General features: G+C 58.5%; 32 protein-coding genes. 11 read left to right on the top strand and 21 right to left on the bottom strand.

Translation table 11 applies throughout. The features are described from left to right. Positions 1-91: 91 nt before the first annotated feature. The 13 genes from POF45_RS22065 to POF45_RS29760 form a co-directional block, all read right to left on the bottom strand. Positions 92-640, bottom strand: coding sequence for a hypothetical protein (locus POF45_RS22065; RefSeq protein WP_282316733.1), 549 nt, complete (start codon positions 638-640; stop codon positions 92-94). Further along, positions 640-939 (bottom strand): hypothetical protein, encoded by a 300-nt coding sequence (locus POF45_RS22060; RefSeq protein WP_282316732.1) that lies wholly within the window; start codon positions 937-939, stop codon positions 640-642. Before POF45_RS22060 ends, POF45_RS22065 begins: the two co-directional genes overlap by 1 nt. Beyond that, the gene (locus POF45_RS22055) at positions 939-2,300 is read right to left on the bottom strand and encodes a replicative DNA helicase (protein WP_282316731.1); all 1,362 of its coding nucleotides are present in this window, start codon (positions 2,298-2,300) and stop codon (positions 939-941) included. The genes POF45_RS22060 and POF45_RS22055 overlap by 1 nt, the downstream gene beginning before the upstream one ends. After that, positions 2,297-3,082, bottom strand: a complete 786-nt coding sequence (locus POF45_RS22050; RefSeq protein ID WP_282316730.1) for an ATP-binding protein — start codon at positions 3,080-3,082, stop codon at positions 2,297-2,299. Before POF45_RS22050 ends, POF45_RS22055 begins: the two co-directional genes overlap by 4 nt. Next, on the bottom strand, positions 3,079-3,864 hold the full coding sequence (locus tag POF45_RS22045; protein WP_282316729.1) for an LvrA C-terminal domain-related protein: 786 nt from the start codon (positions 3,862-3,864) through the stop codon (positions 3,079-3,081). Before POF45_RS22045 ends, POF45_RS22050 begins: the two co-directional genes overlap by 4 nt. Next, the gene (locus POF45_RS22040; RefSeq protein WP_282316728.1) at positions 3,861-4,352 is read right to left on the bottom strand and encodes an HNH endonuclease; all 492 of its coding nucleotides are present in this window, start codon (positions 4,350-4,352) and stop codon (positions 3,861-3,863) included. Before POF45_RS22040 ends, POF45_RS22045 begins: the two co-directional genes overlap by 4 nt. Beyond that, positions 4,349-4,585: a hypothetical protein gene (locus POF45_RS22035; protein WP_282316727.1), complete on the bottom strand. Its 237-nt coding sequence runs from the start codon at positions 4,583-4,585 to the stop codon at positions 4,349-4,351. The genes POF45_RS22040 and POF45_RS22035 overlap by 4 nt, the downstream gene beginning before the upstream one ends. Continuing rightward, entirely contained in the window at positions 4,582-5,175 is a 594-nt protein-coding gene (locus POF45_RS22030) for a hypothetical protein (RefSeq protein WP_282316726.1), read from the bottom strand. Before POF45_RS22030 ends, POF45_RS22035 begins: the two co-directional genes overlap by 4 nt. After that, positions 5,172-5,909, bottom strand: coding sequence for a Rha family transcriptional regulator (locus tag POF45_RS22025; protein ID WP_282316725.1), 738 nt, complete (start codon positions 5,907-5,909; stop codon positions 5,172-5,174). Before POF45_RS22025 ends, POF45_RS22030 begins: the two co-directional genes overlap by 4 nt. Continuing rightward, positions 5,906-6,550: a hypothetical protein gene (locus POF45_RS22020; RefSeq protein ID WP_282316724.1), complete on the bottom strand. Its 645-nt coding sequence runs from the start codon at positions 6,548-6,550 to the stop codon at positions 5,906-5,908. Before POF45_RS22020 ends, POF45_RS22025 begins: the two co-directional genes overlap by 4 nt. After that, entirely contained in the window at positions 6,547-6,837 is a 291-nt protein-coding gene (locus POF45_RS22015) for a hypothetical protein (protein ID WP_282316723.1), read from the bottom strand. Before POF45_RS22015 ends, POF45_RS22020 begins: the two co-directional genes overlap by 4 nt. Next, on the bottom strand, positions 6,834-7,157 hold the full coding sequence (locus POF45_RS22010) for a hypothetical protein (protein ID WP_282316722.1): 324 nt from the start codon (positions 7,155-7,157) through the stop codon (positions 6,834-6,836). Before POF45_RS22010 ends, POF45_RS22015 begins: the two co-directional genes overlap by 4 nt. Positions 7,158-7,439: 282 nt before the next feature. Continuing rightward, positions 7,440-7,754 carry a transcriptional regulator gene (locus POF45_RS29760; RefSeq protein ID WP_349016870.1) on the bottom strand — a complete coding sequence of 105 codons (315 nt, stop codon included), beginning with the start codon at positions 7,752-7,754 and terminating at the stop codon, positions 7,440-7,442. 89 nt (positions 7,755-7,843) lie between these two features. Here POF45_RS29760 and POF45_RS22000 point away from each other — a divergent pair, with 89 nt between their 5' ends. The 11 genes from POF45_RS22000 (at position 7,844) to fdxA (ending at position 15,766) form a co-directional block, all read left to right on the top strand. Beyond that, positions 7,844-8,566, top strand: coding sequence for an XRE family transcriptional regulator (locus POF45_RS22000; protein ID WP_282316721.1), 723 nt, complete (start codon positions 7,844-7,846; stop codon positions 8,564-8,566). A 142-nt stretch (positions 8,567-8,708) separates the two neighbouring features. Then, the gene (locus tag POF45_RS21995) at positions 8,709-9,098 is read left to right on the top strand and encodes a response regulator transcription factor (protein ID WP_282316720.1); all 390 of its coding nucleotides are present in this window, start codon (positions 8,709-8,711) and stop codon (positions 9,096-9,098) included. Between the two features lie 63 nt (positions 9,099-9,161). Continuing rightward, on the top strand, positions 9,162-9,410 hold the full coding sequence (locus POF45_RS21990) for a hypothetical protein (protein WP_282316718.1): 249 nt from the start codon (positions 9,162-9,164) through the stop codon (positions 9,408-9,410). Then, positions 9,407-10,234, top strand: a complete 828-nt coding sequence (locus POF45_RS21985; RefSeq protein ID WP_282316717.1) for an SPFH domain-containing protein — start codon at positions 9,407-9,409, stop codon at positions 10,232-10,234. The genes POF45_RS21990 and POF45_RS21985 overlap by 4 nt, the downstream gene beginning before the upstream one ends. Positions 10,235-10,287: 53 nt before the next feature. Then, positions 10,288-10,620 (top strand): hypothetical protein, encoded by a 333-nt coding sequence (locus POF45_RS21980; protein ID WP_282316716.1) that lies wholly within the window; start codon positions 10,288-10,290, stop codon positions 10,618-10,620. A gap of 280 nt (positions 10,621-10,900) precedes the next feature. Next, the gene (locus POF45_RS21975; protein WP_282316715.1) at positions 10,901-11,098 is read left to right on the top strand and encodes a hypothetical protein; all 198 of its coding nucleotides are present in this window, start codon (positions 10,901-10,903) and stop codon (positions 11,096-11,098) included. Further along, positions 11,091-11,468 (top strand): hypothetical protein, encoded by a 378-nt coding sequence (locus POF45_RS21970; RefSeq protein ID WP_282316714.1) that lies wholly within the window; start codon positions 11,091-11,093, stop codon positions 11,466-11,468. The genes POF45_RS21975 and POF45_RS21970 overlap by 8 nt, the downstream gene beginning before the upstream one ends. A 2-nt stretch (positions 11,469-11,470) precedes the next feature. Next, complete coding sequence (locus POF45_RS21965) at positions 11,471-11,665, top strand: DUF4224 domain-containing protein (RefSeq protein ID WP_010564156.1); 195 nt, start codon at positions 11,471-11,473, stop codon at positions 11,663-11,665. A gap of 11 nt (positions 11,666-11,676) precedes the next feature. Further along, positions 11,677-12,666 (top strand): tyrosine-type recombinase/integrase, encoded by a 990-nt coding sequence (locus tag POF45_RS21960; RefSeq protein ID WP_282316712.1) that lies wholly within the window; start codon positions 11,677-11,679, stop codon positions 12,664-12,666. A 51-nt stretch (positions 12,667-12,717) separates the two neighbouring features. Next, positions 12,718-15,285 carry a DNA mismatch repair protein MutS gene (gene mutS, locus POF45_RS21955; protein ID WP_282316711.1) on the top strand — a complete coding sequence of 856 codons (2,568 nt, stop codon included), beginning with the start codon at positions 12,718-12,720 and terminating at the stop codon, positions 15,283-15,285. A 142-nt stretch (positions 15,286-15,427) separates the two neighbouring features. Then, positions 15,428-15,766 carry a ferredoxin FdxA gene (gene fdxA, locus POF45_RS21950; RefSeq protein ID WP_259499929.1) on the top strand — a complete coding sequence of 113 codons (339 nt, stop codon included), beginning with the start codon at positions 15,428-15,430 and terminating at the stop codon, positions 15,764-15,766. 472 nt (positions 15,767-16,238) lie between these two features. On the opposite strand, the gene rpoS is transcribed toward fdxA, so the two are convergent. The 8 genes from rpoS to POF45_RS21910 all read right to left on the bottom strand — a co-directional run bounded on the left by rpoS (position 16,239) and on the right by POF45_RS21910 (position 23,386). Next, a complete protein-coding gene (gene rpoS, locus POF45_RS21945) occupies positions 16,239-17,246 on the bottom strand; it encodes an RNA polymerase sigma factor RpoS (RefSeq protein ID WP_054047143.1) in 1,008 nt (335 codons plus the stop codon). A 105-nt stretch (positions 17,247-17,351) separates the two neighbouring features. Further along, a complete protein-coding gene (locus tag POF45_RS21940) occupies positions 17,352-18,221 on the bottom strand; it encodes a peptidoglycan DD-metalloendopeptidase family protein (RefSeq protein ID WP_282316709.1) in 870 nt (289 codons plus the stop codon). Positions 18,222-18,432: 211 nt separating this feature from the next. Beyond that, positions 18,433-19,068 carry a protein-L-isoaspartate(D-aspartate) O-methyltransferase gene (locus POF45_RS21935; protein WP_259503103.1) on the bottom strand — a complete coding sequence of 212 codons (636 nt, stop codon included), beginning with the start codon at positions 19,066-19,068 and terminating at the stop codon, positions 18,433-18,435. A gap of 41 nt (positions 19,069-19,109) precedes the next feature. Beyond that, positions 19,110-19,859: a 5'/3'-nucleotidase SurE gene (surE, locus tag POF45_RS21930; protein WP_259499925.1), complete on the bottom strand. Its 750-nt coding sequence runs from the start codon at positions 19,857-19,859 to the stop codon at positions 19,110-19,112. Further along, the gene (gene truD / locus POF45_RS21925) at positions 19,847-20,905 is read right to left on the bottom strand and encodes a tRNA pseudouridine(13) synthase TruD (RefSeq protein WP_259499923.1); all 1,059 of its coding nucleotides are present in this window, start codon (positions 20,903-20,905) and stop codon (positions 19,847-19,849) included. The genes surE and truD overlap by 13 nt, the downstream gene beginning before the upstream one ends. After that, positions 20,902-21,375, bottom strand: a complete 474-nt coding sequence (gene ispF, locus POF45_RS21920; RefSeq protein ID WP_259499921.1) for a 2-C-methyl-D-erythritol 2,4-cyclodiphosphate synthase — start codon at positions 21,373-21,375, stop codon at positions 20,902-20,904. The genes truD and ispF overlap by 4 nt, the downstream gene beginning before the upstream one ends. A gap of 44 nt (positions 21,376-21,419) precedes the next feature. After that, positions 21,420-22,265 (bottom strand): S-formylglutathione hydrolase, encoded by an 846-nt coding sequence (fghA, locus tag POF45_RS21915; protein WP_259499919.1) that lies wholly within the window; start codon positions 22,263-22,265, stop codon positions 21,420-21,422. 8 nt (positions 22,266-22,273) lie between these two features. After that, positions 22,274-23,386 carry an S-(hydroxymethyl)glutathione dehydrogenase/class III alcohol dehydrogenase gene (locus POF45_RS21910; protein WP_129441645.1) on the bottom strand — a complete coding sequence of 371 codons (1,113 nt, stop codon included), beginning with the start codon at positions 23,384-23,386 and terminating at the stop codon, positions 22,274-22,276. Positions 23,387-23,407 lie beyond the last annotated feature (21 nt).

The following is a 23,407-nucleotide window of genomic DNA, read 5'->3' as shown; positions in this document are numbered from 1 at the left end:
AAAGCCCGACTCAATGGCCGGGCTTTAATGTTCGCATCTTAAAGACGCAGAACCGCAATGTGGTGTATTAAATTCTCATTTTCTCAGAAAATCAAGCTGCTTCCGCAATCAATTCCGCTTCGTTGAGAATCACCCATGCCGAAGCGATCGCAGCATCACGCTCAGCCTCCAGCCATTTGCGGATATCCGACCGCCACCGGTACAGCGTCTTCTCCGGTGTCGGCGTGTCGGCGTTGTCCCAGGTGTGCAGCACCATGAATGCCTCGGGAAGTCGCGGCGTTGCCCAGGCCGTGACGCACTTCGTCCTGAAGAGGTGATGAGACTTCCCGGGCGCCGAGCGTGCCAGGTGAGCTATGGCCGCAATCCGCTGCTGCTGGGTTGAGCCGTCCAGGTCCACCATAAAATGCGCCACCAGCACCTGCCAGTGATGCGGCGCCAAGACACGACGCAGCAGTGAGCGGGTCATGCTGTCCTGGGTGAGCTGGTCGAATCGATCCATTGGGCATGGATTGTCGGCCCGCTCCGCCTCCCAGGCATCCGGCTTGTACTTGTTCTGCCAGCCGGCACCCTTGTGCAGTGAAATGGAATCAACGTTCATCGCTCGCATAACGCCGTGCTCGGCGCTTCGGTAGACCGTCATCAAGCAGCCCTCCGGATACGGCGCGGCGGCGGATTGTCGTCCAGGCCCAGCAGGTTGCGCAGCAGACGGTCGGCGGTCTTACTCTTTGCGTTCCCTTCAGCTACCCAGCGCTTGCAGTAATCTTCAAACCCTATGTTGACCCGGGTGGCGTGCCAGCTGGCCACGATATCGAGCAGACAGGCCATTGCAGCGGCACCGCCGACTTTCTCTTGAACTAGGCCCTCGGCGGCAATCTTCAAAAACCTGCGCTCATACTCAAACAAGCTTTTGCGCGGCGATGCCGCAGTCACGGTACTCATTAGGTTCTCCCCTTGAACTTGCTGGCGAAGGGACGAGCCATCTCGACCTCCTCATTGGTCGGTGGCTTTCCTTCGAAGTCAACAAAGCGGACGTACTTGCCCTGCTGCTGAACCATGCACGATCCGACCTTTGCGTGGCGGACCTTGCCCACGATCAGCTCGGTCACACCGTTTTGGCCCTCCTCGCTCTCTAGGTCGCGATGCACCAGGATCACCACGTCGGCGTCTTGTTCAATCTGGCCGGAATCACGGATATCGCTCGGGCGCGGGCGCTTGTCAGGGCGATTGGTTGAGCCACGGTTGAGCTGGGCCAGCACGATCACCGGGATCTTGAGTTCCTTGGCCAGATTCTTCAGGGCCGTGGAGATTTTCCCGACCTCGATAGAGCGGTTGGCGCCGCCCTCGGCACTTATGAGTTGGACGTAGTCAACCAGCAGCACGTTAAGCCCTTCACGGCGCTGACATTGCCGGGCAATTGAGCGGATGCGGGGCATCGTCATGCCGGCTTGATCGTTGACGAACAGATTCGCCTGGTTCAGCACGCTGACCGCGCTGGTCAACTTGGGCCAGTCATCATCATCAAGATCGCCACTGTCTAGCTTGCTCAGGCTGACGCTGCCAATCGATGCGAGGCCGCGCGTGATCAGCTCCTCCTTGGTCATTTCCATGGAGAACGCCAAGCCAGCACCACCGAGCTTGCAGGTGACGTGCTGGGCGATTTGCAGGCCGAGGATGGTCTTGCCTGAGCCTGTCAGCCCGCCCACGACGATCATGTTGCCCGGACGCAGGCCGCGCACCAGCTCGTCAAGATCCTTCAAACCGGTGGAAAGCCCAGCGGGCATAGTCTTGTTGAACTTCGAGTCGATGGTGTCAACTACGGTCGTCAGGATCTCGCTGGCCTTGTAGTAGTCCCGCTGCCCGTCGTCGTCCAAGTCACGAAGGTCGGCGGTGGCCTGCTGGGCAAGGGCGATGATCTCCGCCAGCGGCAGGTCTTCGGTGGCCTGCTCGCGAATCACGTCGCCGGCCTCGACTACGCGGCGCAGGATTGCCCTCTCCCGGACGTGCCGAGCGTACGTCTTCCAGTTTGCGGTGCTCGGCACGTTCTTGGCGACCTCCACCGCAAATGCCAGGGTGCTGTAACCGCTCGGCAACGTCGGGCGCCAGAGGCCAACGGTGACCGGGTCAATCGGATCGCCAGTGGCCTGGCATTCAATGATCGCCTTGTACAGCGCCGCATTCTCCAGGTCGTGGAAGTCGGAGACGCTGACCTTGCTGGTCACCTCGTCAAACAGGGATGGGTTCAACATGATCGCGCCCAAGACGCCATGCTCGGCCTCAATGCTGAACAGTTCGCGGCTCATACATCACCCCGCGCAGATGCCCAGCGGAACACAACTACGATGCCGCTCTTGTCGCGCAGGCGGTCGACGGCACGATCACCCAGGCACTGGCGAAGCTCGGTGACGCCCAGGTTGCTCACCACGATGGTGGGCTTGACCTTCTCGTACCGGCCATTGATCACCTCGAACAGCACCTGGCGCTCGAAGTCGGTCCCATGCTGGACGCCAACCTCATCGATCACCAACAGGTCGGGACCGATCAGCTCGGCATAGACATCAGCCTCTGTACGCCCGCGATTGCCGAATGTGGCCTTCACGTCTCGAATGATTGAGCCGGCAGTGGCGTAAAGCCCATGCAGCCCAGCGTGCGCGTGCTCGCGGATCACCGCCTGCAGCATCGCCGTACCCAAATGAGTTTTACCGGTGCCTACCGTACCCAGCAGCATCGCGGAGCGCCCGACGGCGAAGTTCTCATCGAATGCCTCAACGAAGCCGCCGCACGCCGCAAGCGCTTGCCTTTGTGCAGGGGTGACTGCATTCCAGTTATCCAGCGTGCAGGCCATGAAGCGCTCAGGGATGCCGGCGTCGAGCAGGCGCTCGTTCAGCAGCCTGTCGCGCTGAATGCCTACCGCTTTCGAACGCTGATCAAAGTCCTGCGAGTGACGAGCGTCGAAGTGGCAACGAGGGCAGCCAAACCAGACTGGGTCAGCGCCGAACTGTTGCACCAGGTGGTCGGCAAAGCTGCCATCCACTTGGCAATCGCCCGCCTGAGTTTCCAGTGTGTACTTGGGGGTAGTGGTCATGGGTTCACGCTCGCAATTCGGTAGGTGCCATCAGCCTGCTGCTCGAGGCCGTCTTCGTGGTTGATCTGGTCGAGGTTGGTGTGGCGGGATTGACCGCCGACGGCGGCCGGCTTGAGTTCGTCCGTCCAGCGCTCGCCGTTCAGCCAGGTCGAAGCCATGGGCACGTATTGCCCGTCATCCTTGGTCCAGTCGCGGGAAACGCGGTGACTTCCCAAGGCGGTCATCAGGGTCTGGCGAAGTTCAGCGCCCGGCTTGAGTTTCTCCCAGGCCTTGCGAGCGTCCTTCTTCGATTTCTTGTTCGGGTACAGCTTCCAGAACACTTCGAAGGCTTCAGCCAGGTCCTTATCGGCCATAGATTTATCAGTACTTGCTGCTTTATTCAGTCCTTGCTTACCTTCAATACTTACTAGTGTCGGATTTGCCGTATACGGTTGAGCCGTATCCGGTGAAGCCGGAAGCGGTTGAGCCGGAAGCGGTGACTCAGAGACGAGATAGTTGATTTCGCCCAGCAGACCGTTATCCATACGCCCCTGGTGGCGCCGGACGTAACCAGTGCTAATCAGCTCCTGCAGCAGCCCGTAAACCCCGTCTCGGCCGGTAGGCTTCGCCGAGGTGGCGGTCTCACCGCGAAGGTGAGCCACGGATATCTCCCAGTGGTCCGGCTTGCCCAGCAGGAACACCAGCACCCCGCGAGCCGCCCAGCTCAGCCGGCGGTCCTCGCTGATGCTTTTGCTCAGCAGGTAGAAATTCCCCTCGGGGCGAGGGGCGCGAATAATGCTCATGCGGAAGCCCTCGGCAATCCACGGAAGTCGATCGTTTTGGTGCCCTTCCAGCTATTGCAGGTAGCGCAGAGAGTTTGGAGATTTTCCAGCACAGCCTCCCCGCCCTCGCTTTCCGCGAGTACGTGATCAGCCCTCAGATTTTTCTGGCTCTTGCAGCGGAGACATGCATACCCATCGCGCTCGAAAACCGTCAGGCGCAACCTCGAGCCTATGACCTTCTTGCGGTAGGTCCGCGCAATCGGCGCGGCGACGTGCATTGCCAGGATGTATTTGCCAAGGGAGTGCCTGAGCACGAAGCCCAGGCGCACAAGCCGATCAATGACGTGCGGCACTTCGCACTCAGGAAGGTTTGTGTAACGAGCAATGCTAGCGTCGGCGACTGTGGCGCAGTTTTCTTGCGCTCCGTCACACATGCACAGCAGGACAAACTTATCGACGGGCTCGAGGCTCTGCTGCGCCAGCGCCCAAATCATCGCTTCCATACTCATAGTTCGAGCTCCCCGGTCACGCGGCGAATGAAGGCGTCGTAGCTCTCGGTCATGACAACGCCGCGATCCTCCAAGGCGCCCCGAGATGCCTTGGCCATGCTGTAGACCTCCCAGCGATCGCGCTCGGGAAGATGGCGGCAGTTGGAATAGTTCGGCCAGGGACCGGCGACCACTTCGGCAGTGGCCCGCAAATCACCGGGATTCCGGGTATTTGATTCCATAGGAGTGGTCATTGCAGCGTCTCCCCCGGCTTGCGGCTGATCTGGGCGGCCATGGCTTCCAGTGATCCGCCAGACAGACGCAGAACCAACTGATGCAGCGCGGTAGTGGAGTTGATTGCTTCCACAGCAGCATTCGCGGTGTTCTGGGCGTTGTTGGCTACCAGTAGTGAGTTGATCGAAAGCCTGACCGCATCGCTGAAGTTGAATGCCGCACAGGCGAGCTCTAGGTTGCTGGCCTGGTCGAAATATTCTGGCCGGAATGGGGCGATCATCGCTTCAGCGATCGGGATGTTCATGTCTGGCGGCTCCCGTCCTGCCAGCAAGCACTTGCTCGCGATATCCCAGTGCTCGTCGGAGACTTTCTTGGCATCGCTACCAGTCTTGCGCTCGAACAGCACTTTGAGCGCCCAGTAGGATTCGATGAGAGAGATATAGGTGTCGTCTCGAGACTCGATAACGCCGCCACCATCGACAGCTTCGACGGCATCCTTTACGCACTCAAAGCACTTCAGGAGCAGCGCGGCGTCGGCGAACTTCTCGAAAAACGCCTGATCAATGGTTTCGGTCTGCGGCGTCTTGGGAAAATCGATTACTTTGCTCATGCGGAAGTCCTCAGGCGCAGCTTGAAGCGGCCTTGCTCAATATCGGGATGGGTTGCGCGCTCGGCGGTGACAAAGATGCACTCGCCGACGAACCGGTCGAAGCGACGCGTGATGTCTGCCTTCGGCCAGATGGCGTAAGGCTGACCGCCGTCGTCAGCGTGCTTACTGCGCACCATGGCGAACGGCAATGGGGAGCCAGGGATGTCGCGCATCACGGCATTGATCACCCACTGAGGGATGCCGTGGCGCAGATTGATACGGGCGCGAATCGAGGTCATCGACTCGAACCCGGCGGGCATTGCGTCCAGGTACCGAACCTGCTCGACCTTGGCGACACGGGTCTCGATCCGCTCCAGCGCTACCTGCTGTTCCCGCTGCTGACGCTCGACAGCCACCAGGTGGTTTGCGTTGGCTGCGGTGATCTCGGCCTGGGTCATTGGCCGACCGCTCTGTTCTTCCAGGGCCTGCCACCGATCAACCAAGGCGGCGGTGAACTCGGGGCTGAGCTGAGCGACGACTACGAAGCTGTCGCGCTTGTTGACCAGGTACTCCTGAACAACAACCCCATTCCCTGACTTTGGCCCATCCACCAACGGTGGCTGGGAAATGGTGCGTTTCTCTACCAGACGCTCGATGGTGCGTTTCACGCTGTCGTGCCGAGCGCTGACCAGTTCCGCGATTTCTTGCGAAGACATGGTGACGACATCGCCGCCTTGAAATTTGGCGATGGTCATTTGGCGCTCCTCGATTTTTCACTGGAGCGATCAATGAAGCCGGTCGAGTAAGTTTCTTGGTCGATCAGACCGACATTGAGCAGCGCCGCGGCGCAGCCCTGTGCGCGTCCGTCCTTGAGAGCCACAAGCGCCGGCGGCGCACTACTGGCATCCTCAATTTGCGAGTCCAGCAATCTTTTAGCCGTCCAGTAAACCGAAGGCTGTGGATTTTCAGGATCAAACGATTGCGCCCCTCGTGCGAGGTAGCGCAAGCCAACGATGGCCAACGCAGCGATTCCCTCAGAGAAGCCAGACTCAGTACCGCGCTCACCTACCCAGTTTCTTGAATCAGGCGCAAAGCGAATGGCGTTGAACGCCTCAGGCTCGTCGACATCGGCAAGCCGGGCCAGTTCGTCCATCATTTTGAGCCCCATATCGCGCCCGATATTCCATTGATCTTTCTGATGCGGAATTTCGACCGGAGCCCAATTAACAAGCCGTGGATATTGAGGATCGATCTCATTGTGGATTCGTGCAGTGAAGCTCAGATCGTCCCGAGTCATCGATGGCTCGGGGGCTCGCTTGCTCTTTGGCAGCGGGCGCTTCGAGCGAGGGACGGGCTTGCGTTTGGACGCAGGAGTGCTTTTAGTAATCGCGCTCATGCCGTCACCTCCGAAAAATTACGCGACACATTTTCAGATTCAGCGTTTCGTGTCGCGGACATGGCTTTGTCGTAGCGAGCCTCAAGATTGACCAGATTGTCACTGGCGAGGTTGCCGATATCACCAGTAACGGAAGCGCCGAGGTTGATAAGGTTGTCCGCAACGCTGCCGGTGTCAGCGTTCTTGATAGAAAAGAACAGTGCTTCCATCTGAAAAAGAGCACTCTTGCAAACCTCGAGCTCATTCAGGGCTGTGCGGGCGATATTTTGAAGTTCGGTAGAGATCATGCTTCACCGCCTTGGCGACGATTGCCGAACTCAGCGCTGCGAACAGAGGCGTTTACAAGTGCGGCAGACGACTCAAGCAAAAACCTAACGCCATAGATTTCGTTCGTTCCCATACCGCTCTCGGTCAGGCGCTCCAAGATCTCAAGCGCCGAATGCATGAGCATGGAAGAGCAATTGAGCGCCGTTCCTACTGACTTTCCAGCGCAGACCTGGAGTAGGCCTGAATCAGCATCGCCGACGGCCTCCCGATAAAACGAAGAAGCGTCAGTAAGTAGCTGCTCTTGCACTACTGGGTGGGTAGTGCTATTTTTTGGGTGCATGAAATCGTCCTCTAGACGAAGAAGTTTTTAAAGTTGCTTGCTCGACACAAGCGATGGTTTTACGAAGGCCAGCCTCGACAGCTGGCCTTTTTGTTGCCTACGATTTAGCCGGACAACAAAAACATCGATGCTTGGTGCTGGCTCATACCGGATTCCTTTTCATTGGGCGGGCAAAAGCCAACCATTGGAAGTCGCTGAACAGGCCCTGGCGAGGGCCTATTGCTGAAGGTTGCGCAATCGCAGATTTGAAATCCATCCAACTCATGCGCGTTACTACCCTGTTCACTGCCCCACCTGCTGAGTACTGGACAAAACACCAGCACCAACAGTGGACTGACTTGGTGGCGAGATTGGGCGTAGATTTGCGTTCAAGGTCGGCGGAGCCACTGCCTCCATCATCCATGGGAAGTCTGGGCAGAGAGTGGTGCGATGAAACAAGCCGTTTGTAGTCAGCTCGATTCGTACCGCGATTTTCGGAGAAACGGAGTGTTTGCCTGTTACCCATCCGGACACAGTCGTCTGGTCAACTTTCAATGCAGCAGCAGTTTTTTGCTGTGTTCCGAAATGCTTAACCAGGTCAAGCAGGATATTTCCCATAGAGGGACACCTTTTATGATCTTTCCCCTAGGCTATATCATGCGAATACTCATTTGCAAGCATAGGGGTAAACCCATGAAGATATGGAAATGAACTACAGCCAAAGAATCAAAGCAGCCAGAAGTCACGCCGGACTCACTCAGTCCGAGCTAGCCCGCTTGGTAGGTATCGACCAAACTTCGATCTCGAACTTGGAAAGAGGCAAGTCGCAAGGCTCCTCTCATACCGCCAGCATTGCTAAAGCCTGCGGCGTGAGCGCCATATGGCTAGAGGCCGGCCTGGGAGAGATGACTTCGGACTATGCAATTATTGATAGGCCCACGCCTAGCAATGCTCAAGCCGTTGGCCCGTTCAATATCTGGGATCACGAAACACCTCTAGACGAATCGGAAATCTACCTGCCCTTCCTAAAAGAGGTGCCAGGAACACCCGATAACCCACGCCATACGGTGGTTCTGGCCTCCGATCACAAGATCCGGTTTGACCGCCAAATACTGAAGCGCCAAGGCATCAATACCGAAGACGCCGTGTGTGTGACAGTTGTTGGAAACAACATGGAGCCAATCATGCCCGACGGCAGTACTGTTGCTATAGACATGGCAAATACTGACGTCATAGACGGGAAAATCTACGCGATCGATCATGATGGGCAGCTGCGAGTTGTGGTCTTGTACAGGCTTCGACAGGGAGGCGTTAGGCTCCGCAGCTACAACCGTGACGAACACCCTGATGAGGTGTACTCCCTCGAGGAGACAATCGAAACCAAGCTAATCATCCTCGGTAAAGCGTTCTGGTATTCGGTGATTCTTTGATACGCCCAAACAAATATTACCGGCTTCGGCCGGTTTTTTTTGCCCACAGAAACGTGACTCATAAAAAATATGAGCACTCCCCTTGACTAAGCTTAGGGGATATCTCATATTTGTTTCATCGAAACCCGCACGGAGCATCCTGATGAACACAGCAACCTCAATCACCGTTGGCGCCTGGACTGGTTACCTCAACCATGGTTTGGCGCTGCGTGAGTTGCAGTGCGTCCTGGGGATTGCCATGGGCCAGACTTCGAAAGAGCTGGCCCGCGACCTTGGCGTACAGCCCGAATCTATCAAGAAGCGCGTTCTCGCAGCTTCGACAAAATTGGGCGTTACACGACGCGCCCAGCTCGTCGCCGAGGCGATGCGTCAAGGCGTGATAAGCCCGCTGGCCGCGACTCTTGCCCTAGTGCTGGCGGTCCACGGAATGATTGGCGATGACCAGATGCTTCGAGTTCGCCGCGGCAGTGGTGAACGCCGTATCGAAACCCGCGTGGCAGTGCGCCGCATCGAGGCAGCTCAAACCGTTTAACCCAATCTGATTTTTGCGAAAGCCAACAACGCGGCCGGGATTCGTTCGGCCAGGAGAAAGTAAATGCCCCAGAAAACGCTGACCCCATGGCGCCTGTTCAAGGTGCTGATGCTGGCCTTGATCTACCTGAGCGTCTCCGCCGCCTGGCTGCTGTTCGCGGCCCGCGACCTGATCAGCAGCAGCTCTGACCTCGATGTCATTGGCGGCTTCTTCGGCACTGCTGTCTGGATGATCGCGACCGCCTGCCTATTCCTGCTTATCACCACACCAAAACCCGGCCAGTCGGCCGACACCATGGAGAAAGACCAATGAAGCGGATTGCCGCCATTGCAATGCTGTGCCTACTCGCCATCACGGCGGGCTGCTCGAAAGTGCCTGCCGGCTACACCGGCGTCATCGTGAACCTGATGGGCAGCGACAAGGGCGTGGCGCCCACCGAGGCCACTGTCGGCTACAAGTGGCTGACACCGAATGAGGAGTTGTTCCTGTTCCCGACGTTCGCACAGAACTTCAACCTGCAACAGGTTAAGTTCCAGGACCGCGACGGCATGACAATCAGCGCCCCGATCGGTATCACGCTGCGCGCCAAGCAGGGCGCAGCCCCCCTTCTGTTCCAGACCTATCGCAAGTCGATGGACGAGATCATCCAGGTGAACGTGCCGCAGGTGGTGCGCAATGCCTTCAACAACGCCGGCTCGAAGGTGAAGGCTTCCGAAGTGTACGGCCCGGGCAAAGAAGCATTCCTGAAAGCCATCGAAGCTCAGGTCCAACAGCACTTCGAAAGTAAAGGAATCGTGGTCGAGTCGCTCTACCTCAACGGCGAGATCGTGCTGCCGCCACAGGTAGTTGACGCTTTGAACAACAGCATCACCGCCACACAGAAGGCTCAGCAGCGCGAGAACGAACTGCGCCAGACCGAAGCCGAAGCGGCCAAGGTTCGGGCGGCTGCCCAGGGCGACAAGGACGCGGCCATTCTCAAAGCCCAGGGCGAGGCCGAGTCGCTAAACATCCGAGGTGAGGCGCTGCGCAAGAACCCTGGTGTGGTTGAGCTGAACGCCATTGAAAAGTGGGACGGCAAGCTGCCCGTGTACATGACCGGCGGTACCGCCACTCCATTCATAGGCATCGGCAAGTAACCGACCACATAACGTTGGTGGCGCAGATCTGCGCCATCGGCCAGGAGACCGTCTTGAAACAGAAATTGATATCAGCCCTGATCAGCTTGGTGCTGAGCCTGTGCCTGCTACTGGGCGCGCCAACAGCACAGGACTTCGCATTTTACGTGCTGGTAGTAATGAACGTGCTTGTCTGGATTGGTGTTCTATCCGGCCTGATCAAAGTCGAAGTCGCTAAAAAACTGTTGAAACATGCATGGGTGAGTGTCTTATCCACTGGCTTTCAAATCTATGCGCTGATCGCAAGCGGGCACCCGGCTCTAGCGGCGTCGAGTTTCCTAGCGTCTTTTTTCATGGTGATTAGCGCCAGCAGAGCAATCAAGGCAGCTCCCGGGAGTTCCACATGAAGGCATTGATAGTTTTCTTCTTGCTGCTAGCCACCGGCCAAGCCAGCGCCGCTCAGCCGCAGGTGCTGATCGATGTTCAGCATGATTCCAGCCGCCAGGTCACTTGCTGGATCACCCCGCAAGGCGGCATCAGTTGCCTGCCGGATAGTTTGCTCCCGCAGAAGACCGCCAGCATAACTACCGGTGAAAGCCAGGCAGCACGGGCCTCCCTGACTAGCCCAGCAGGCCAAACCGAACAATTGCCCGCCAGCCCGCTCCCACAGGTTGAGAGGTTCCGGCTATGAGCATCCTCACCCAAGGAACGCATCTGCACCTGCATAACGAAATAGGAAAGCTTGGCGAGCGCCTGATCCGGTTTGGCCAGGCACTGCAAAACCCTGACACCACTGTCGGGCAGTTGACCGCGCTGGCCAGCTCTTGCGGTATCAAGCTGAAGTTGCGTGCGGTTGCTGAATCGGAGGCCCGTAGTGATGGCTAAGACAATCCTGCGGGTGCGCCAAGGCGCGATCGCCTACTACCTGAACGAGTCATCCACCGGCGCCAACAACAGCGGCCGGCGCTTCATCCTGAGCCGCACCAGCGGGCACGGTAAAACCAAAGACGGCTGGATCAAGGTCAACACGACCGAGCACCAGGTGCTGGTCGATGCTGGGGACGAGCTGGATCAGTTCAAGGCCTGCGCCAATCTGTACGCAAGCAAGCCGCATCGCCCGCACGTCGACCGTCATCACATCCGTGGAATGGCCGGCAAGTGGGAAGGAGTGGCATTTCCGCTTCGCGTGACCAATGGCCGTGACGCGACACAAAACGCGAACACAGAAAACGTGTCGCGACACGAAGGCGGGTAGAGATGTTTTTAACAGCAGAGGAAGTGGCCGACCTGACCGGCTACAAAAAGCCAGGGGCGCAGATTAAGTGGCTGACCGCCGAACGATACGGGTTCGCGGTAGGTGGGGATGGTCACCCAAAGGTGCTGCGCCAGGTTGTCATCGGGCGGTTGGGTGGTATTCAATCAAGGAAGGGGCCGGAACTTCGGCTTGGATGAGGTGATAAACGATGCGCCCTCGCAAGAAAGACCGGCACCTGCCCGCATGCATGTACCAAAAGCACGGAGCCTACTACCTGGTGCGCAAAGGCAAGTGGAAGCGCCTAGGCACCGACTTTCAAGCGTCACTGGCTGAGTACGCCAAGCTGCTGGACAAGAACAGCCAGGGCGGCATGCCCAAACTGATCGACGACGCTCTTGAGCACATGCGCAATCGGGTAAAGCCTAAGCTCAAACCGAACACGATCAAGCAATATGAAGCCGCCTGTGACCAGCTCAAGGAAGCGTTCGCTGACTTCGAGCCGAGGGATGTGCTGCAGCGGCACGTTGTCGCGTTGAAAATGCACGGAGCGGACACGCCCAATATGTCTAACCGAGTCATCTCTGTCCTGCGAGCGGTGTTCACCTTCGCCCTGGAACAACAGTTGGTTGACTCGAACCCGTGCATCGGCGTCCGCCGTCACCCTGAACACAAACGAGATCGATACATCACTCACGGGGAGTTCGAGGCGATCTGCGCCAAGTCGAGCGACAACATGCGGGTGATTTACGAGATGTGCTACCTCACCGGGCAGCGCATTGGTGACGTGCTTGCCATCCGCCTCGCCGACATCAGCGCCGACGGCATCGCCTTCAAGCAAGAAAAAACCAGCGCCAAGCTGATCGTCCAGATGACGCCCGATCTCGAAGCACTGGTCGCCCGGGTAAAGGCCTTGCCCCGGAAGATTCGCGGGCTCACTCTTTTTTGCTCGCCGCGCGGCGGTAAACCGGTTCATTACAGCTCGGTCAAAGATGCATTCGCGATCAGTTGCCAGAAGGCCGGCGTCGAGGATGCAACCCTTCACGACCTACGGGCCAAGTCCCTTTCGGATACCGATGATCAGGGCAACAACGCACAGAAACTGGGTGGCCACACAGACGCAAAAATGACGGCCCGGTATTTGCGCCTGCGCAAAATCAACATAGGCCAGCCTCCAACAATGCCGAAAAAATCCCTGTAGTATTAGACAGATGTGAGTTGTCAAATAGACAGGTAGAGCTGAACCCCGCGTATGACCGACCTTTCAAGCCACACCCCGATGATGCAGCAGTACTGGCGCCTGAAGAACCAGCACCCTGACCAGCTGATGTTCTATCGCATGGGCGATTTCTACGAGATCTTCTACGAAGATGCGAAGAAAGCCGCCAAATTGCTGGACATCACCCTGACCGCCCGTGGGCAGTCGGCGGGCCAGGCGATTCCGATGTGCGGGATTCCTTACCATGCCGCCGAGGGTTATCTGGCGAAACTGGTGAAGCTCGGCGAGTCGGTGGTGATCTGTGAACAGGTCGGCGATCCGGCGACGAGCAAGGGGCCGGTGGATCGTCAGGTGGTGCGGATCATCACGCCGGGGACGGTCAGTGATGAAGCGCTGCTGGATGAGCGTCGAGATAACCTGATCGCTGCGGTGCTGGGGGACGAGCGTCTGTTCGGGCTGGCGGTGCTGGACATCACCAGCGGCAACTTCACCGTGCTGGAAATCAAGGGCTGGGAAAACCTGCTGGCGGAATTGGAGCGGGTCAACCCGGTGGAGCTGATGATCCCGGACGACTGGCCAAAAGACCTGCCGGCAGAAAAGCGCCGTGGGGTTCGTCGTCGCGCGCCTTGGGATTTTGAACGTGATTCGGCGCTGAAAAGTCTGTGTCAGCAATTCTCCACCCAGGACCTCAAAGGCTTCGGCTGCGAGAACCTGACCCTGGCCATCGGCGCTGCCGGCTGCCTGCTCGGTTACGCCAAGGAAACCCAGCGTACCGCCCTGCCGCACTTGCGCAGCCTGCGTCATGAGCGCCTCGACGACACCGTGGTGCTGGATGGCGCGAGCCGTCGCAACCTGGAACTGGACACCAACCTGGCTGGTGGGCGCGACAACACGCTGCAATCGGTGGTTGATCGCTGCCAGACCGCCATGGGCAGCCGCCTGCTGACCCGATGGCTGAATCGCCCGCTGCGCGATCTGACCGTGTTGCTGGCACGTCAGACCTCGATTACCTGCCTGCTCGACGGCTATCGTTTCGAAAAGCTGCAACCACAGCTCAAGGAAATCGGTGACATCGAGCGGATTCTGGCGCGCATCGGTTTGCGCAACGCGCGTCCTCGTGACCTGGCGCGTCTGCGCGACGCCCTCGGTGCGTTGCCCGAGTTGCAGGTGGCGATGGCAGAGCTTGAAGCGCCTCACATCATCCAGTTGGCCAAGACCACCAGCACCTACCCGGAACTGGCGGCATTGCTGGAAAAAGCCATTATCGACAACCCGCCGGCCGTCATCCGTGACGGCGGCGTGTTGAAAACCGGTTACGACAGCGAACTCGACGACCTGCAATCGCTGAGCGAAAACGCCGGGCAATTCCTGATCGACCTCGAAGCCCGCGAAAAGGCCCGCACCGGCCTGTCGCACCTGAAAGTCGGCTACAACCGCATTCACGGCTACTTCATCGAGTTGCCGAGCAAACAAGCCGAGTCGGCACCGGCCGACTACATCCGCCGCCAAACGCTCAAAGGCGCCGAGCGCTTCATCACCCCGGAGCTCAAAGCGTTCGAAGACAAGGCATTGTCGGCCAAGAGCCGCGCCCTGGCCCGCGAGAAGATGCTGTACGAAGCGTTGCTCGAAGACCTGATCGCGCAATTACCCCCCCTGCAAGACACCGCTGCTGCACTCGCCGAACTGGACGTATTGAGCAACCTCGCCGAGCGTGCGCTGAACCTCGACCTGAACTGCCCGCGTTTCGTCAGCGAGCCGTGCATGCGCATCAGTCAAGGCCGTCACCCGGTGGTCGAGCAAGTGCTGAGTACACCGTTCGTGGCCAACGACCTGAGCCTCGACGACAACACCCGCATGCTGGTGATCACCGGCCCGAACATGGGCGGTAAATCCACTTACATGCGTCAGACAGCATTGATTGTGCTGCTGGCTCACATCGGCAGCTTTGTGCCAGCGGCCAGTTGCGAATTGTCGCTGGTGGACCGGATTTTCACCCGGATCGGTTCCAGCGATGACCTGGCGGGCGGACGCTCGACCTTCATGGTTGAAATGAGCGAAACCGCCAACATCCTGCACAACGCCACCGATCGCAGCCTGGTGCTGATGGACGAAGTCGGTCGTGGCACCAGTACGTTCGACGGCCTGTCCCTGGCCTGGGCGGCGGCCGAGCGTCTGGCGCACCTGCGCGCCTACACGCTGTTCGCCACTCACTACTTCGAATTGACCGTGTTGCCGGAAGCCCAGCCGCTGGTCGCCAACGTGCACCTCAATGCTACCGAGCACAATGAACGCATCGTGTTCCTGCACCACGTGTTGCCAGGGCCTGCGAGCCAGAGTTATGGCTTGGCGGTTGCTCAATTGGCCGGTGTGCCAAGCGAAGTGATTGTGCGCGCTCGCGAGCATCTGGGGCGCCTGGAAGCCACAGCCCTGCCCCATGAAGTGCCTGCGCCCGTCAAAGGCAAACCGGCCAAGCCGCAGCAGAGCGACATGTTCGCCAGCCTGCCGCATCCGGTGCTGGATGAATTGGCCAAACTGGACCTGGACGATATGAGTCCGCGTCGCGCACTCGAAATGCTCTATACACTAAAGACACGGATCTAACGCACTTGCCTGCAAGCTGTTAGAATCTCGCGCGGTTTGGGATGCTGCAGGCTTTTAGCCTGGCCTGCAGACTATCGCTCCCAAACCTGGCGACCCCAACGTGAAGGGGCTACGCTGCCGCCGCCTGAGGAGAAAATTAGAAATGACCTTCGTCGTCACCGACAACTGCATCAAGTGCAAGTACACCGACTGCGTAGAAGTCTGTCCGGTGGACTGCTTTTACGAAGGCCCGAACTTCCTGGTGATTCACCCGGATGAGTGCATCGACTGCGCCCTGTGCGAACCGGAATGCCCGGCCGTGGCCATCTTCTCTGAAGATGAAGTACCGGACGATATGCAGGAGTTCATCCAGCTGAACGTTGAATTGGCCGAGATCTGGCCGAACATCACCGAGAAGAAAGATGCCCTCCCTGATGCCGAAAAACATGACCGCGTACTGAACAAAGACGTTCAAAGCAAGATCATGTACATCGAACGCTGATTATCCCCGCGTTCCCGAAAAGGCCCCTTGCGGGCCTTTTTGCTTTTCTGCAGACAAAAAAAAGGGGCGGTTTGACCCGCCCACATTTTTCCCTATTCCCTTTATTCCTTTTCATCGTCCTGATGAACCGCATCCTGCGATGTCCTTTCCCCTCTTCCTTGAAGGGCGTGTCTATCCGTCGACACAGTGCTGATACTAAAGAGTTCCCTGCCGAGCGCAATCACCCCGGACCGCCGGAATCGCCTGTCATACGTCGTTAATATTGAAAAATATCAATATAAATCAATTAGATAAAACTTACCCACAGCCAAAATAGACGACTGCCAACAAGTAAAAATAGCGAACACTTACGAAAGAGTAAGCAAAGACTTACAACGCGAGACTACAAACTTGAGGCGACGTCCTACGTTTCAAACCGACAGCAAAAAGCCCCGACTGGTCGGGGCTTTTTGTGACAACTCAAGCGAGTGCTTTATTGAAACAGCGACTCACTCGACAGGCCGTTTTTCTCGAGAATCTCCCGAAGCCGTTTGAGGCCTTCAACCTGAATCTGCCGTACCCGTTCCCGGGTCAGACCGATTTCCAGGCCTACGTCTTCCAGGGTGCTACTCTCATGGCCACGCAGACCGAAGCGGCGTATCACCACCTCACGCTGCTTGTCGGTCAGCTCCGACAGCCACTGATCGATGCTCTGGGACAAGTCGTCGTCCTGCAGCAGCTCACAGGGATCGGTCGGACGGTCGTCGGTAAGGGTGTCCAGCAGGGTTTTATCCGAATCCGGGCCCAGGGACACGTCGACCGAAGAAACCCGCTCGTTGAGGCCAAGCATGCGCTTGACCTCGCCTACCGGTTTTTCCAGCAGGTTGGCGATTTCTTCAGGCGAGGGTTCGTGATCGAGCTTTTGTGTCAGCTCCCGTGCAGCCCGCAGGTACACGTTAAGCTCCTTGACCACATGGATCGGCAACCGGATGGTCCGGGTCTGATTCATGATCGCACGCTCGATGGTCTGACGAATCCACCAGGTCGCGTAGGTCGAAAAGCGGAAGCCACGCTCGGGGTCGAACTTTTCCACCGCCCGGATCAGGCCCAGGTTGCCCTCTTCGATCAAGTCCAGCAGCGACAGGCCACGATTGACGTAACGCCGGGCGATTTTAACCACCAGCCGCAGGTTACTTTCAATCATGCGCTTGCGCCCAGCCGGATCGCCACTTTGCGACAGTCGCGCAAAATGAACTTCTTCTTCGGGGGAGAGCAGCGGGGAAAAGCCGATTTCATTGAGATACAACTGCGTGGCGTCGAGTGCCCGCGTGTAGTCAATGTACTTGTGTTGCTTTAGAGAAGCGGAGTGTTTGGATTTGGCGCGAACAGAAGGTGGTGCAGCCCCTTCATCATTCGACATCGAATCCGTAGCGATGCCGGTCTCCATAAGGAGAACCTCATCGTCGATGTCAAACTCCGGCACTTCTTTACTGAGAGCCATTGTTATAGTCCTTTGGTGAGTTCGACCTCAAGCTCAAGCGGCGCCTTTATCCTTGGCAACGCTGAAGCCTGTTCCCTCTACGTGACGGAACAGGCTGACAACAAATCAACGACGTGGCAGGAATTGCAGCGGATCTACAGGCTTACCTTGTCGGCGAATCTCAAAATGCAGTTTCACCCGGTCTGTACCCGTTGACCCCATTTCGGCAATTGTCTGTCCGACTTTGACCTGCTGCCCCTCCCGAACCAAAAGCCTGCGGTTGTGACCGTAGGCGCTGACGTAGGTATCGCTGTGTTTGATGATGACTAATTCGCCGTAGCCCCTTAAGCCACTCCCGGCGTATACCACCGTCCCATCAGACGCAGCTAAAACAGGCTGTCCCAAATCCCCGGCGATATCAATTCCTTTATTCAAACTACCGTTTGAAGAGAATTTTCCAATAAGAATGCCATTAGAAGGCCATCCCCAGCCGGTCGGGGCCGGGCCGGCTGGAGGCAATGGTACGGGGACTGACTTGTTGGCGACGGACGGTGCAACAGCCGCTGTACTGGTCGACGAGCTGGTGGTTGTACCGTTCGCCTGACGCCGGATTATCGTGGTTTTGAGCGACGACGAAGGCGTTGAATCGGACGAACCGGCTACGGTCGTAGCCGTTGAACCGGTACGGCCATCGAAGCGAATCGTCTGACCCGGATGGATCGTGTACGGCGCAGGAATGTTGTTCCGCGCCGCCAGAGCCTTGTAATCCCATCCGTAACGGAAGGCGATGGAGAACATCGTGTCCTTAGGTCGTACGACGTACTGGCCCGTCGTCACTGCCGGACGCTGGGCCGCGGCATTGTTGCGATCGACGACGCGCACGTCACTCGATTTGTTGCTGGAACAACCGACCAGCAAGGTGCTCAAGACAAGGCCAGTCACCAGGCGCTGAAAGCTCGTTGTACCCATACGCTGCGCAATGACTGTGAGACTCACCCGCCGCTCCCTTTGTGGTGGCTGAAAATGTGGATTGCCGTAAGTCGGCGTGAAATGTCGCAAGTATAACGGGCTGTGCCGGCTTTACCTTTAATGAAGCGAAATCGCTTCGCGCACACGTTTGCCAACGGATGATGTGTCCTGTTCAAGCAATCGATGCCGCTGTAAGACCCGGCCAATCGAAGAGAATTCAGCCCGCGAAAACAAATGCTCAGGCCAGAGGCCCGTTGAGCAGCGGAACGAAACGAACAGCGCCCAGAACACGTCTGGAAAAGCCGTTTTCTTCGCGGATGATCAGCATCAATTGCTGAACCTCACCTGAACCAACCGGGATTACCAGCCGGCCTCCTGGCGCCAGTTGATCGAGCAGCGCCTGGGGCACATCGGTGGCCACCGCCGTGACGATAATGCCGTTGTACGGCGCCAGCGCCGGCCAGCCTTCCCAACCATCGCCCCAACGAAACACCACGTTGCGCAGGTTCAACTCCACCAGGCGTTCCTTGGCCCGATCCTGCAACACCTTGATGCGCTCTACGGAGAACACCCGTTCCACCAACTGCGACAGTACCGCCGTCTGATAACCCGAGCCGGTGCCGATTTCCATGACCTTGTCCAGCGGCCCCGCTTCCAGCAGCAGCTCGCTCATGCGCGCCACCATATAAGGCTGGGAGATGGTCTGGTTATGGCCGATCGGCAGCGCCGTGTCTTCATAAGCGCGATGGGCCAGCGCCTCGTCGACGAACAGGTGACGCGGCGTGCTGCGAATCACTTCCAGCACTCTGGCGTTGGACAGCCCCTCTTCATACAGGCGCTGAATCAATCGCTCGCGGGTGCGCTGGGACGTCATCCCGATGCCGCGACGTAGAATGTCGTCTTGCTCACGGGCCATCAGCGCAATCCCTCCAGCCAGCCATCAAGACTTCTGAAGGCCTCATTGAAGGTGCGGTCCAGTTGCAGCGGCGTGATGGAGACGTAGCCTTGCATCACTGCATGAAAGTCAGTGCCGGGACCGCCGTCTTCGGCGTCGCCAGCAGCAGCGATCCAGTAACCGGCCTTGCCTCGCGGATCGACCACTTTCATCGGCGCCGCGGCGCGGGCGCGGTGTCCGAGGCGAGTCAACTGAATGCCACGAATGTGGTCCAGCGGCAAGTTCGGAATGTTCACGTTCAGCACGGTACGCGGTGGCAGTTCAAGCCTGGCATGCGCTTCAACCAGCTTGCGGGCGAAATATGCTGCTGTAGGAAGATTTTCTGTTTGCCGTGAGGCAAATGAAAAGGCAAACGAAGGGAGCTCCAGAAAGCGACCCTCCAGGGCCGCCGCCACGGTCCCGGAATACAGCACATCGTCCCCGAGGTTAGCGCCCATGTTAATCCCGGACACCACCATGTCCGGTTGCTGCTCCAGCAGGCCGTTGAGCCCCAGGTGCACGCAATCGGTGGGTGTGCCATTGAGGCTGATAAAGCCGTTGGCCAAGGTTTGCGGGTGCAACGGACGGTCGAGCGTCAGCGAGCTGCTGGCGCCGCTTTTGTCCTGGTCCGGGGCAATAACCACACACTCGGTGTAATCCGCCAGCGCAGCATAAAGCGCGGCAAGACCGGGCGCGGCTACCCCATCGTCGTTAGAAATCAGAATACGCATGGGCTGTCCGTTTGCCCCACCGACACCAGATCCACGAGCTCACGCACCAATACGGTGGCAAAGCATCCGGCCGGCAGGACGAATTCCAATTGCAGAATGTCAGGCTCGGGATAATGCCACGTCAACCCGCCAATGGGCAGCCGCAGGATGCGACGTTCGTGGCTCATACCGGCGTTAATCAGCCAATCACGCAAATCCGCTTCGCGCGCAGCGATTGACTGCTCCAGTTCATGGACAGCCCCCGCCGTCGGCGAGTCACCTTCACCCCACTGCGGCCCGGTCGGGTGCAGGTCGAGAATCGCCAGCCGAGGATCGCTGCATTCAGCTTCGCCCGCGGGAAAGAAACTGCGGCTGTCGGTGAAAGCCAGTAAATCGCCCACCTGAGCCCGCTGCCAGGTGCCATCAGCAACGCGAGCCGCCAACACCTGATTGAACAGAAAACTGCGAGCAGTGGACAGCAGGCGCGAACGCACGTTGCGTTGCTCCGGCAAGGCCTTGCGGGCAGCCCAGGCTCGGGCATCGACGACGTTGCCGCCGTCGAAGCCAAAACGCTGAGTACCGAAATAGTTGGGAATGCCCTGTTTGGCGATCAGTTGCAGACGCTCCTCGATAGCCGCCTTGTCACCGGCGAACCCGGTCAGGCGCAGGGTAAAACCGTTGGCCGAGTGTGCACCACGCTGCAACTTGCGCTTGTGGCGACCAGTCTTGAGGATCTTCAGCGTGTCGTTTTCCGCCGCCGACAGATCAGGGTCCGCCTTGCCCGGCAATTGCACGCTGAACCACTGACGGGTCAGCGCCTGACGATCCTTGAGGCCTGCATAACTGACGGTGCGCAGCGGCACGCCGGCTGCCTTGGCAATCCGCCGGGCGGCCTCTTCGGTGTTCAATCCGCGTTTTTCCACCCAGATCCACAGGTGTTCACCATCGCCGCTAAGCGGGATGTTGAGTACTTCGTCCACCTGAAAGTCTTCCGCCGTGGCCTTCAGCACGGCGGTGCCGAGGGCTGCGCCATAGGCGCGCGGGCCGAGCAATTGCGCTTCGTTCATGAGCGCAGCAACAAGGCAACGGAGTGCACGGCAATGCCTTCTTCGCGCCCGACAAAGCCCAGCTTCTCGGTGGTGGTTGCTTTCACGTTCACTTGATCCAACTCAACTTGAAGATCCGCGGCAATCAGCGCGCGCATCGATTCGATATGCGGGGCCATTTTCGGCGCCTGGGCGACGATGGTGTTGTCGACGTTGCCGATTTTCCAGCCCTTGGCGTGGATCAATGCGACGACGTGACGCAACAGCACACGGCTGTCGGCGCCCTTGAATTGCGGGTCGGTGTCCGGGAAATGCTTGCCGATATCACCCAGCGCGGCAGCGCCAAGCAAGGCATCGCTCAAGGCGTGCAGCAGGACGTCACCGTCGGAATGAGCGAGCAGCCCGAAGCTGTGTGCAATCTGCACCCCGCCCAGAGTAATGAAATCGCCTTCAGCGAAACGGTGCACATCATAGCCGTGGCCAATACGCATAAAAAAAACGCCCCGATTTTTGTCAGGGCGTGATTCTACCTGCATTAGAGCCCTAGGGCTCGCCCGTGATGCTGCAAGTGGTCGTCGATGAAGCTGGCGATGAAGAAATAGCTGTGGTCGTAGCCCGGTTGCAAACGCAAGGTCAACGGGTGGCCTGCCTGTTTTGCCGCTTGTTGCAGGGCTTCGGGCTTGAGTTGGGTGGCAAGGAAATCGTCGCGATCACCTTGATCCACCAGCAACGGCAGCTTTTCACTGGCCTCGGCGATCAATGCACAGGCATCCCACTCCCGCCATTTTGATCGCTCTTCGCCCAGATAGCGGGAGAAGGCCTTCTGCCCCCATGGGCAATCCATCGGATTGTTGATTGGCGAAAACGCCGACACCGACTGATAGCGGCCCGGATTGCGCAAGGCGCAGACCAGCGCGCCGTGGCCGCCCATGGAATGACCGCTGATGCCGCGTTTGTCCGACGCAGGGAAATGTGCTTCGACCAATGCCGGTAATTCCTGCACGACGTAGTCATGCATCCGATAATGCCGCGACCACGGTTCCTGCGTGGCATTCAGATAAAACCCGGCACCGAGGCCGAAGTCCCAGGCGCCGTCCGGGTCACCCGGTACATCGGCGCCGCGCGGGCTGGTGTCCGGCGCCACAATGATCAGTCCCAGCTCGGCAGCCATGCGCAGGGCACCGGCCTTGTGCATGAAGTTCTCGTCGGTGCAGGTCAGGCCGGACAGCCAATACAGCACGGGCAGCTTGCCGCCCTGCTCCGCTTGCGGCGGCAGGTACACGGCAAACACCATGTCGCAGCCGAGCACGTTGGAGCGATGGCGGTAGCGCTTGTGCCAGCCGCCAAAACTTTTCTGGCAGGAGATGTTTTCCAGGTTCATGACGGACCTCAGAAATGAATGACGCTACGAATGCTTTTGCCTTCATGCATCAGGTCGAACGCCTTGTTGATATCTTCCAGGCCCATGGTGTGGGTGATGAAGGTATCGAGCGGAATTTCGCCGGTTTCGGCCATTTCCACGTAGCTTGGCAATTCGGTACGGCCCCGCACGCCACCAAACGCCGAGCCGCGCCAGACGCGACCGGTAACCAACTGGAACGGACGGGTGGCGATTTCCTGGCCGGCACCGGCCACGCCGATGATCACCGACTCGCCCCAACCTTTATGGCAGCACTCAAGGGCTGCACGCATCAATTGCACGTTGCCGATGCACTCGAAGGAAAAGTCGACGCCGCCATCGGTCATGTCGACGATGACTTCCTGGATCGGGCGGTCGAAGTCTTTCGGGTTTACGCAGTCGGTGGCGCCCAGCTGTTTGGCGATTTCGAACTTGGCCGGGTTGATGTCGATGGCGATGATTCGCGCAGCCTTGGCTTTCACCGCGCCGATCACCGCCGACAGACCAATGCCACCCAGGCCGAAGATGGCGACGGTGTCACCCGGTTTTACCTTGGCGGTGTTAAGCACCGCGCCGATGCCGGTGGTGACGCCGCAACCCAGCAGGCAGACTTTTTCCAGCGGGGCTTCCTTGGGGATCTTGGCGACGGAGATTTCCGGCAGCACGGTGTATTCGGAGAACGTCGAAGTCCCCATGTAGTGGAAAATCGGCTGGCCCTTGTAGGAAAAGCGCGAAGTGCCATCCGGCATCAAGCCCTTGCCTTGAGTGGCACGAATGGCCTGGCAGAGGTTGGTTTTGCCCGACAGGCAGAATTTGCACTGGCGGCATTCCGGGGTGTACAGCGGAATCACATGATCACCGACGGCTACCGAGGTCACGCCCTCGCCGATCGCTTCGACCACCGCGCCACCTTCGTGACCGAGGATCGACGGGAAGATGCCTTCCGGATCGGCACCGGACAGGGTGTAGGCATCGGTATGGCAAACACCGGAGGCCACCACACGCAATAGCACTTCACCGGCCTTGGGCATGGCGACATCGACTTCAACGATCTCGAGAGGTTTCTTCGCCTCGAAGGCAACGGCGGCGCGCGACTTGATCATGTAGGTGCTCCAGTGAATAAA

The organism is Pseudomonas fungipugnans (assembly GCF_029955235.1).
In the GTDB taxonomy this organism is placed as follows: domain Bacteria; phylum Pseudomonadota; class Gammaproteobacteria; order Pseudomonadales; family Pseudomonadaceae; genus Aquipseudomonas; species Aquipseudomonas fungipugnans.
The sequence above is the reverse complement of the archived record's forward strand: the minus strand, read 5'-3'. Positions and strand labels throughout refer to the sequence as shown.

Excerpts from the sequence above, each read along its gene's own strand:
- POF45_RS22050 (WP_282316730.1), bottom strand. The coding sequence starts at position 3,082 with ATGACCACTACCCCCAAGTACACACTGGAAACTCAGGCGGGCGATTGC.
- POF45_RS21910 (WP_129441645.1), bottom strand. The coding sequence starts at position 23,386 with ATGATCAAGTCGCGCGCCGCCGTTGCCTTCGAGGCGAAGAAACCTCTC.
- ispF (WP_259499921.1), bottom strand. The coding sequence starts at position 21,375 with ATGCGTATTGGCCACGGCTATGATGTGCACCGTTTCGCTGAAGGCGAT.
- POF45_RS22035 (WP_282316727.1), bottom strand. The coding sequence starts at position 4,585 with ATGACCACTCCTATGGAATCAAATACCCGGAATCCCGGTGATTTGCGG.
- POF45_RS22065 (WP_282316733.1), bottom strand. The coding sequence starts at position 640 with ATGACGGTCTACCGAAGCGCCGAGCACGGCGTTATGCGAGCGATGAAC.
- POF45_RS22055 (WP_282316731.1), bottom strand. The coding sequence starts at position 2,300 with ATGAGCCGCGAACTGTTCAGCATTGAGGCCGAGCATGGCGTCTTGGGC.
- truD (WP_259499923.1), bottom strand. The coding sequence starts at position 20,905 with ATGAACGAAGCGCAATTGCTCGGCCCGCGCGCCTATGGCGCAGCCCTC.
- fghA (WP_259499919.1), bottom strand. The coding sequence starts at position 22,265 with ATGAACCTGGAAAACATCTCCTGCCAGAAAAGTTTTGGCGGCTGGCAC.
- POF45_RS21975 (WP_282316715.1), top strand. The coding sequence starts at position 10,901 with ATGAGCATCCTCACCCAAGGAACGCATCTGCACCTGCATAACGAAATA.
- POF45_RS22015 (WP_282316723.1), bottom strand. The coding sequence starts at position 6,837 with ATGATCTCTACCGAACTTCAAAATATCGCCCGCACAGCCCTGAATGAG.
- POF45_RS21935 (WP_259503103.1), bottom strand. The coding sequence starts at position 19,068 with ATGACGTCCCAGCGCACCCGCGAGCGATTGATTCAGCGCCTGTATGAA.
- POF45_RS22025 (WP_282316725.1), bottom strand. The coding sequence starts at position 5,909 with ATGACCATCGCCAAATTTCAAGGCGGCGATGTCGTCACCATGTCTTCG.
- POF45_RS21995 (WP_282316720.1), top strand. The coding sequence starts at position 8,709 with ATGAACACAGCAACCTCAATCACCGTTGGCGCCTGGACTGGTTACCTC.
- POF45_RS21970 (WP_282316714.1), top strand. The coding sequence starts at position 11,091 with ATGGCTAAGACAATCCTGCGGGTGCGCCAAGGCGCGATCGCCTACTAC.
- POF45_RS21960 (WP_282316712.1), top strand. The coding sequence starts at position 11,677 with ATGCGCCCTCGCAAGAAAGACCGGCACCTGCCCGCATGCATGTACCAA.
- POF45_RS22045 (WP_282316729.1), bottom strand. The coding sequence starts at position 3,864 with ATGAGCATTATTCGCGCCCCTCGCCCCGAGGGGAATTTCTACCTGCTG.
- rpoS (WP_054047143.1), bottom strand. The coding sequence starts at position 17,246 with ATGGCTCTCAGTAAAGAAGTGCCGGAGTTTGACATCGACGATGAGGTT.
- POF45_RS22030 (WP_282316726.1), bottom strand. The coding sequence starts at position 5,175 with ATGAGCAAAGTAATCGATTTTCCCAAGACGCCGCAGACCGAAACCATT.
- POF45_RS22010 (WP_282316722.1), bottom strand. The coding sequence starts at position 7,157 with ATGCACCCAAAAAATAGCACTACCCACCCAGTAGTGCAAGAGCAGCTA.
- POF45_RS21985 (WP_282316717.1), top strand. The coding sequence starts at position 9,407 with ATGAAGCGGATTGCCGCCATTGCAATGCTGTGCCTACTCGCCATCACG.
- POF45_RS22020 (WP_282316724.1), bottom strand. The coding sequence starts at position 6,550 with ATGAGCGCGATTACTAAAAGCACTCCTGCGTCCAAACGCAAGCCCGTC.
- POF45_RS22000 (WP_282316721.1), top strand. The coding sequence starts at position 7,844 with ATGAACTACAGCCAAAGAATCAAAGCAGCCAGAAGTCACGCCGGACTC.
- POF45_RS29760 (WP_349016870.1), bottom strand. The coding sequence starts at position 7,754 with ATGGGAAATATCCTGCTTGACCTGGTTAAGCATTTCGGAACACAGCAA.
- surE (WP_259499925.1), bottom strand. The coding sequence starts at position 19,859 with ATGCGTATTCTGATTTCTAACGACGATGGGGTAGCCGCGCCCGGTCTT.
- fdxA (WP_259499929.1), top strand. The coding sequence starts at position 15,428 with ATGACCTTCGTCGTCACCGACAACTGCATCAAGTGCAAGTACACCGAC.
- POF45_RS21965 (WP_010564156.1), top strand. The coding sequence starts at position 11,471 with ATGTTTTTAACAGCAGAGGAAGTGGCCGACCTGACCGGCTACAAAAAG.
- mutS (WP_282316711.1), top strand. The coding sequence starts at position 12,718 with ATGACCGACCTTTCAAGCCACACCCCGATGATGCAGCAGTACTGGCGC.
- POF45_RS22060 (WP_282316732.1), bottom strand. The coding sequence starts at position 939 with ATGAGTACCGTGACTGCGGCATCGCCGCGCAAAAGCTTGTTTGAGTAT.
- POF45_RS22040 (WP_282316728.1), bottom strand. The coding sequence starts at position 4,352 with ATGAGTATGGAAGCGATGATTTGGGCGCTGGCGCAGCAGAGCCTCGAG.
- POF45_RS21990 (WP_282316718.1), top strand. The coding sequence starts at position 9,162 with ATGCCCCAGAAAACGCTGACCCCATGGCGCCTGTTCAAGGTGCTGATG.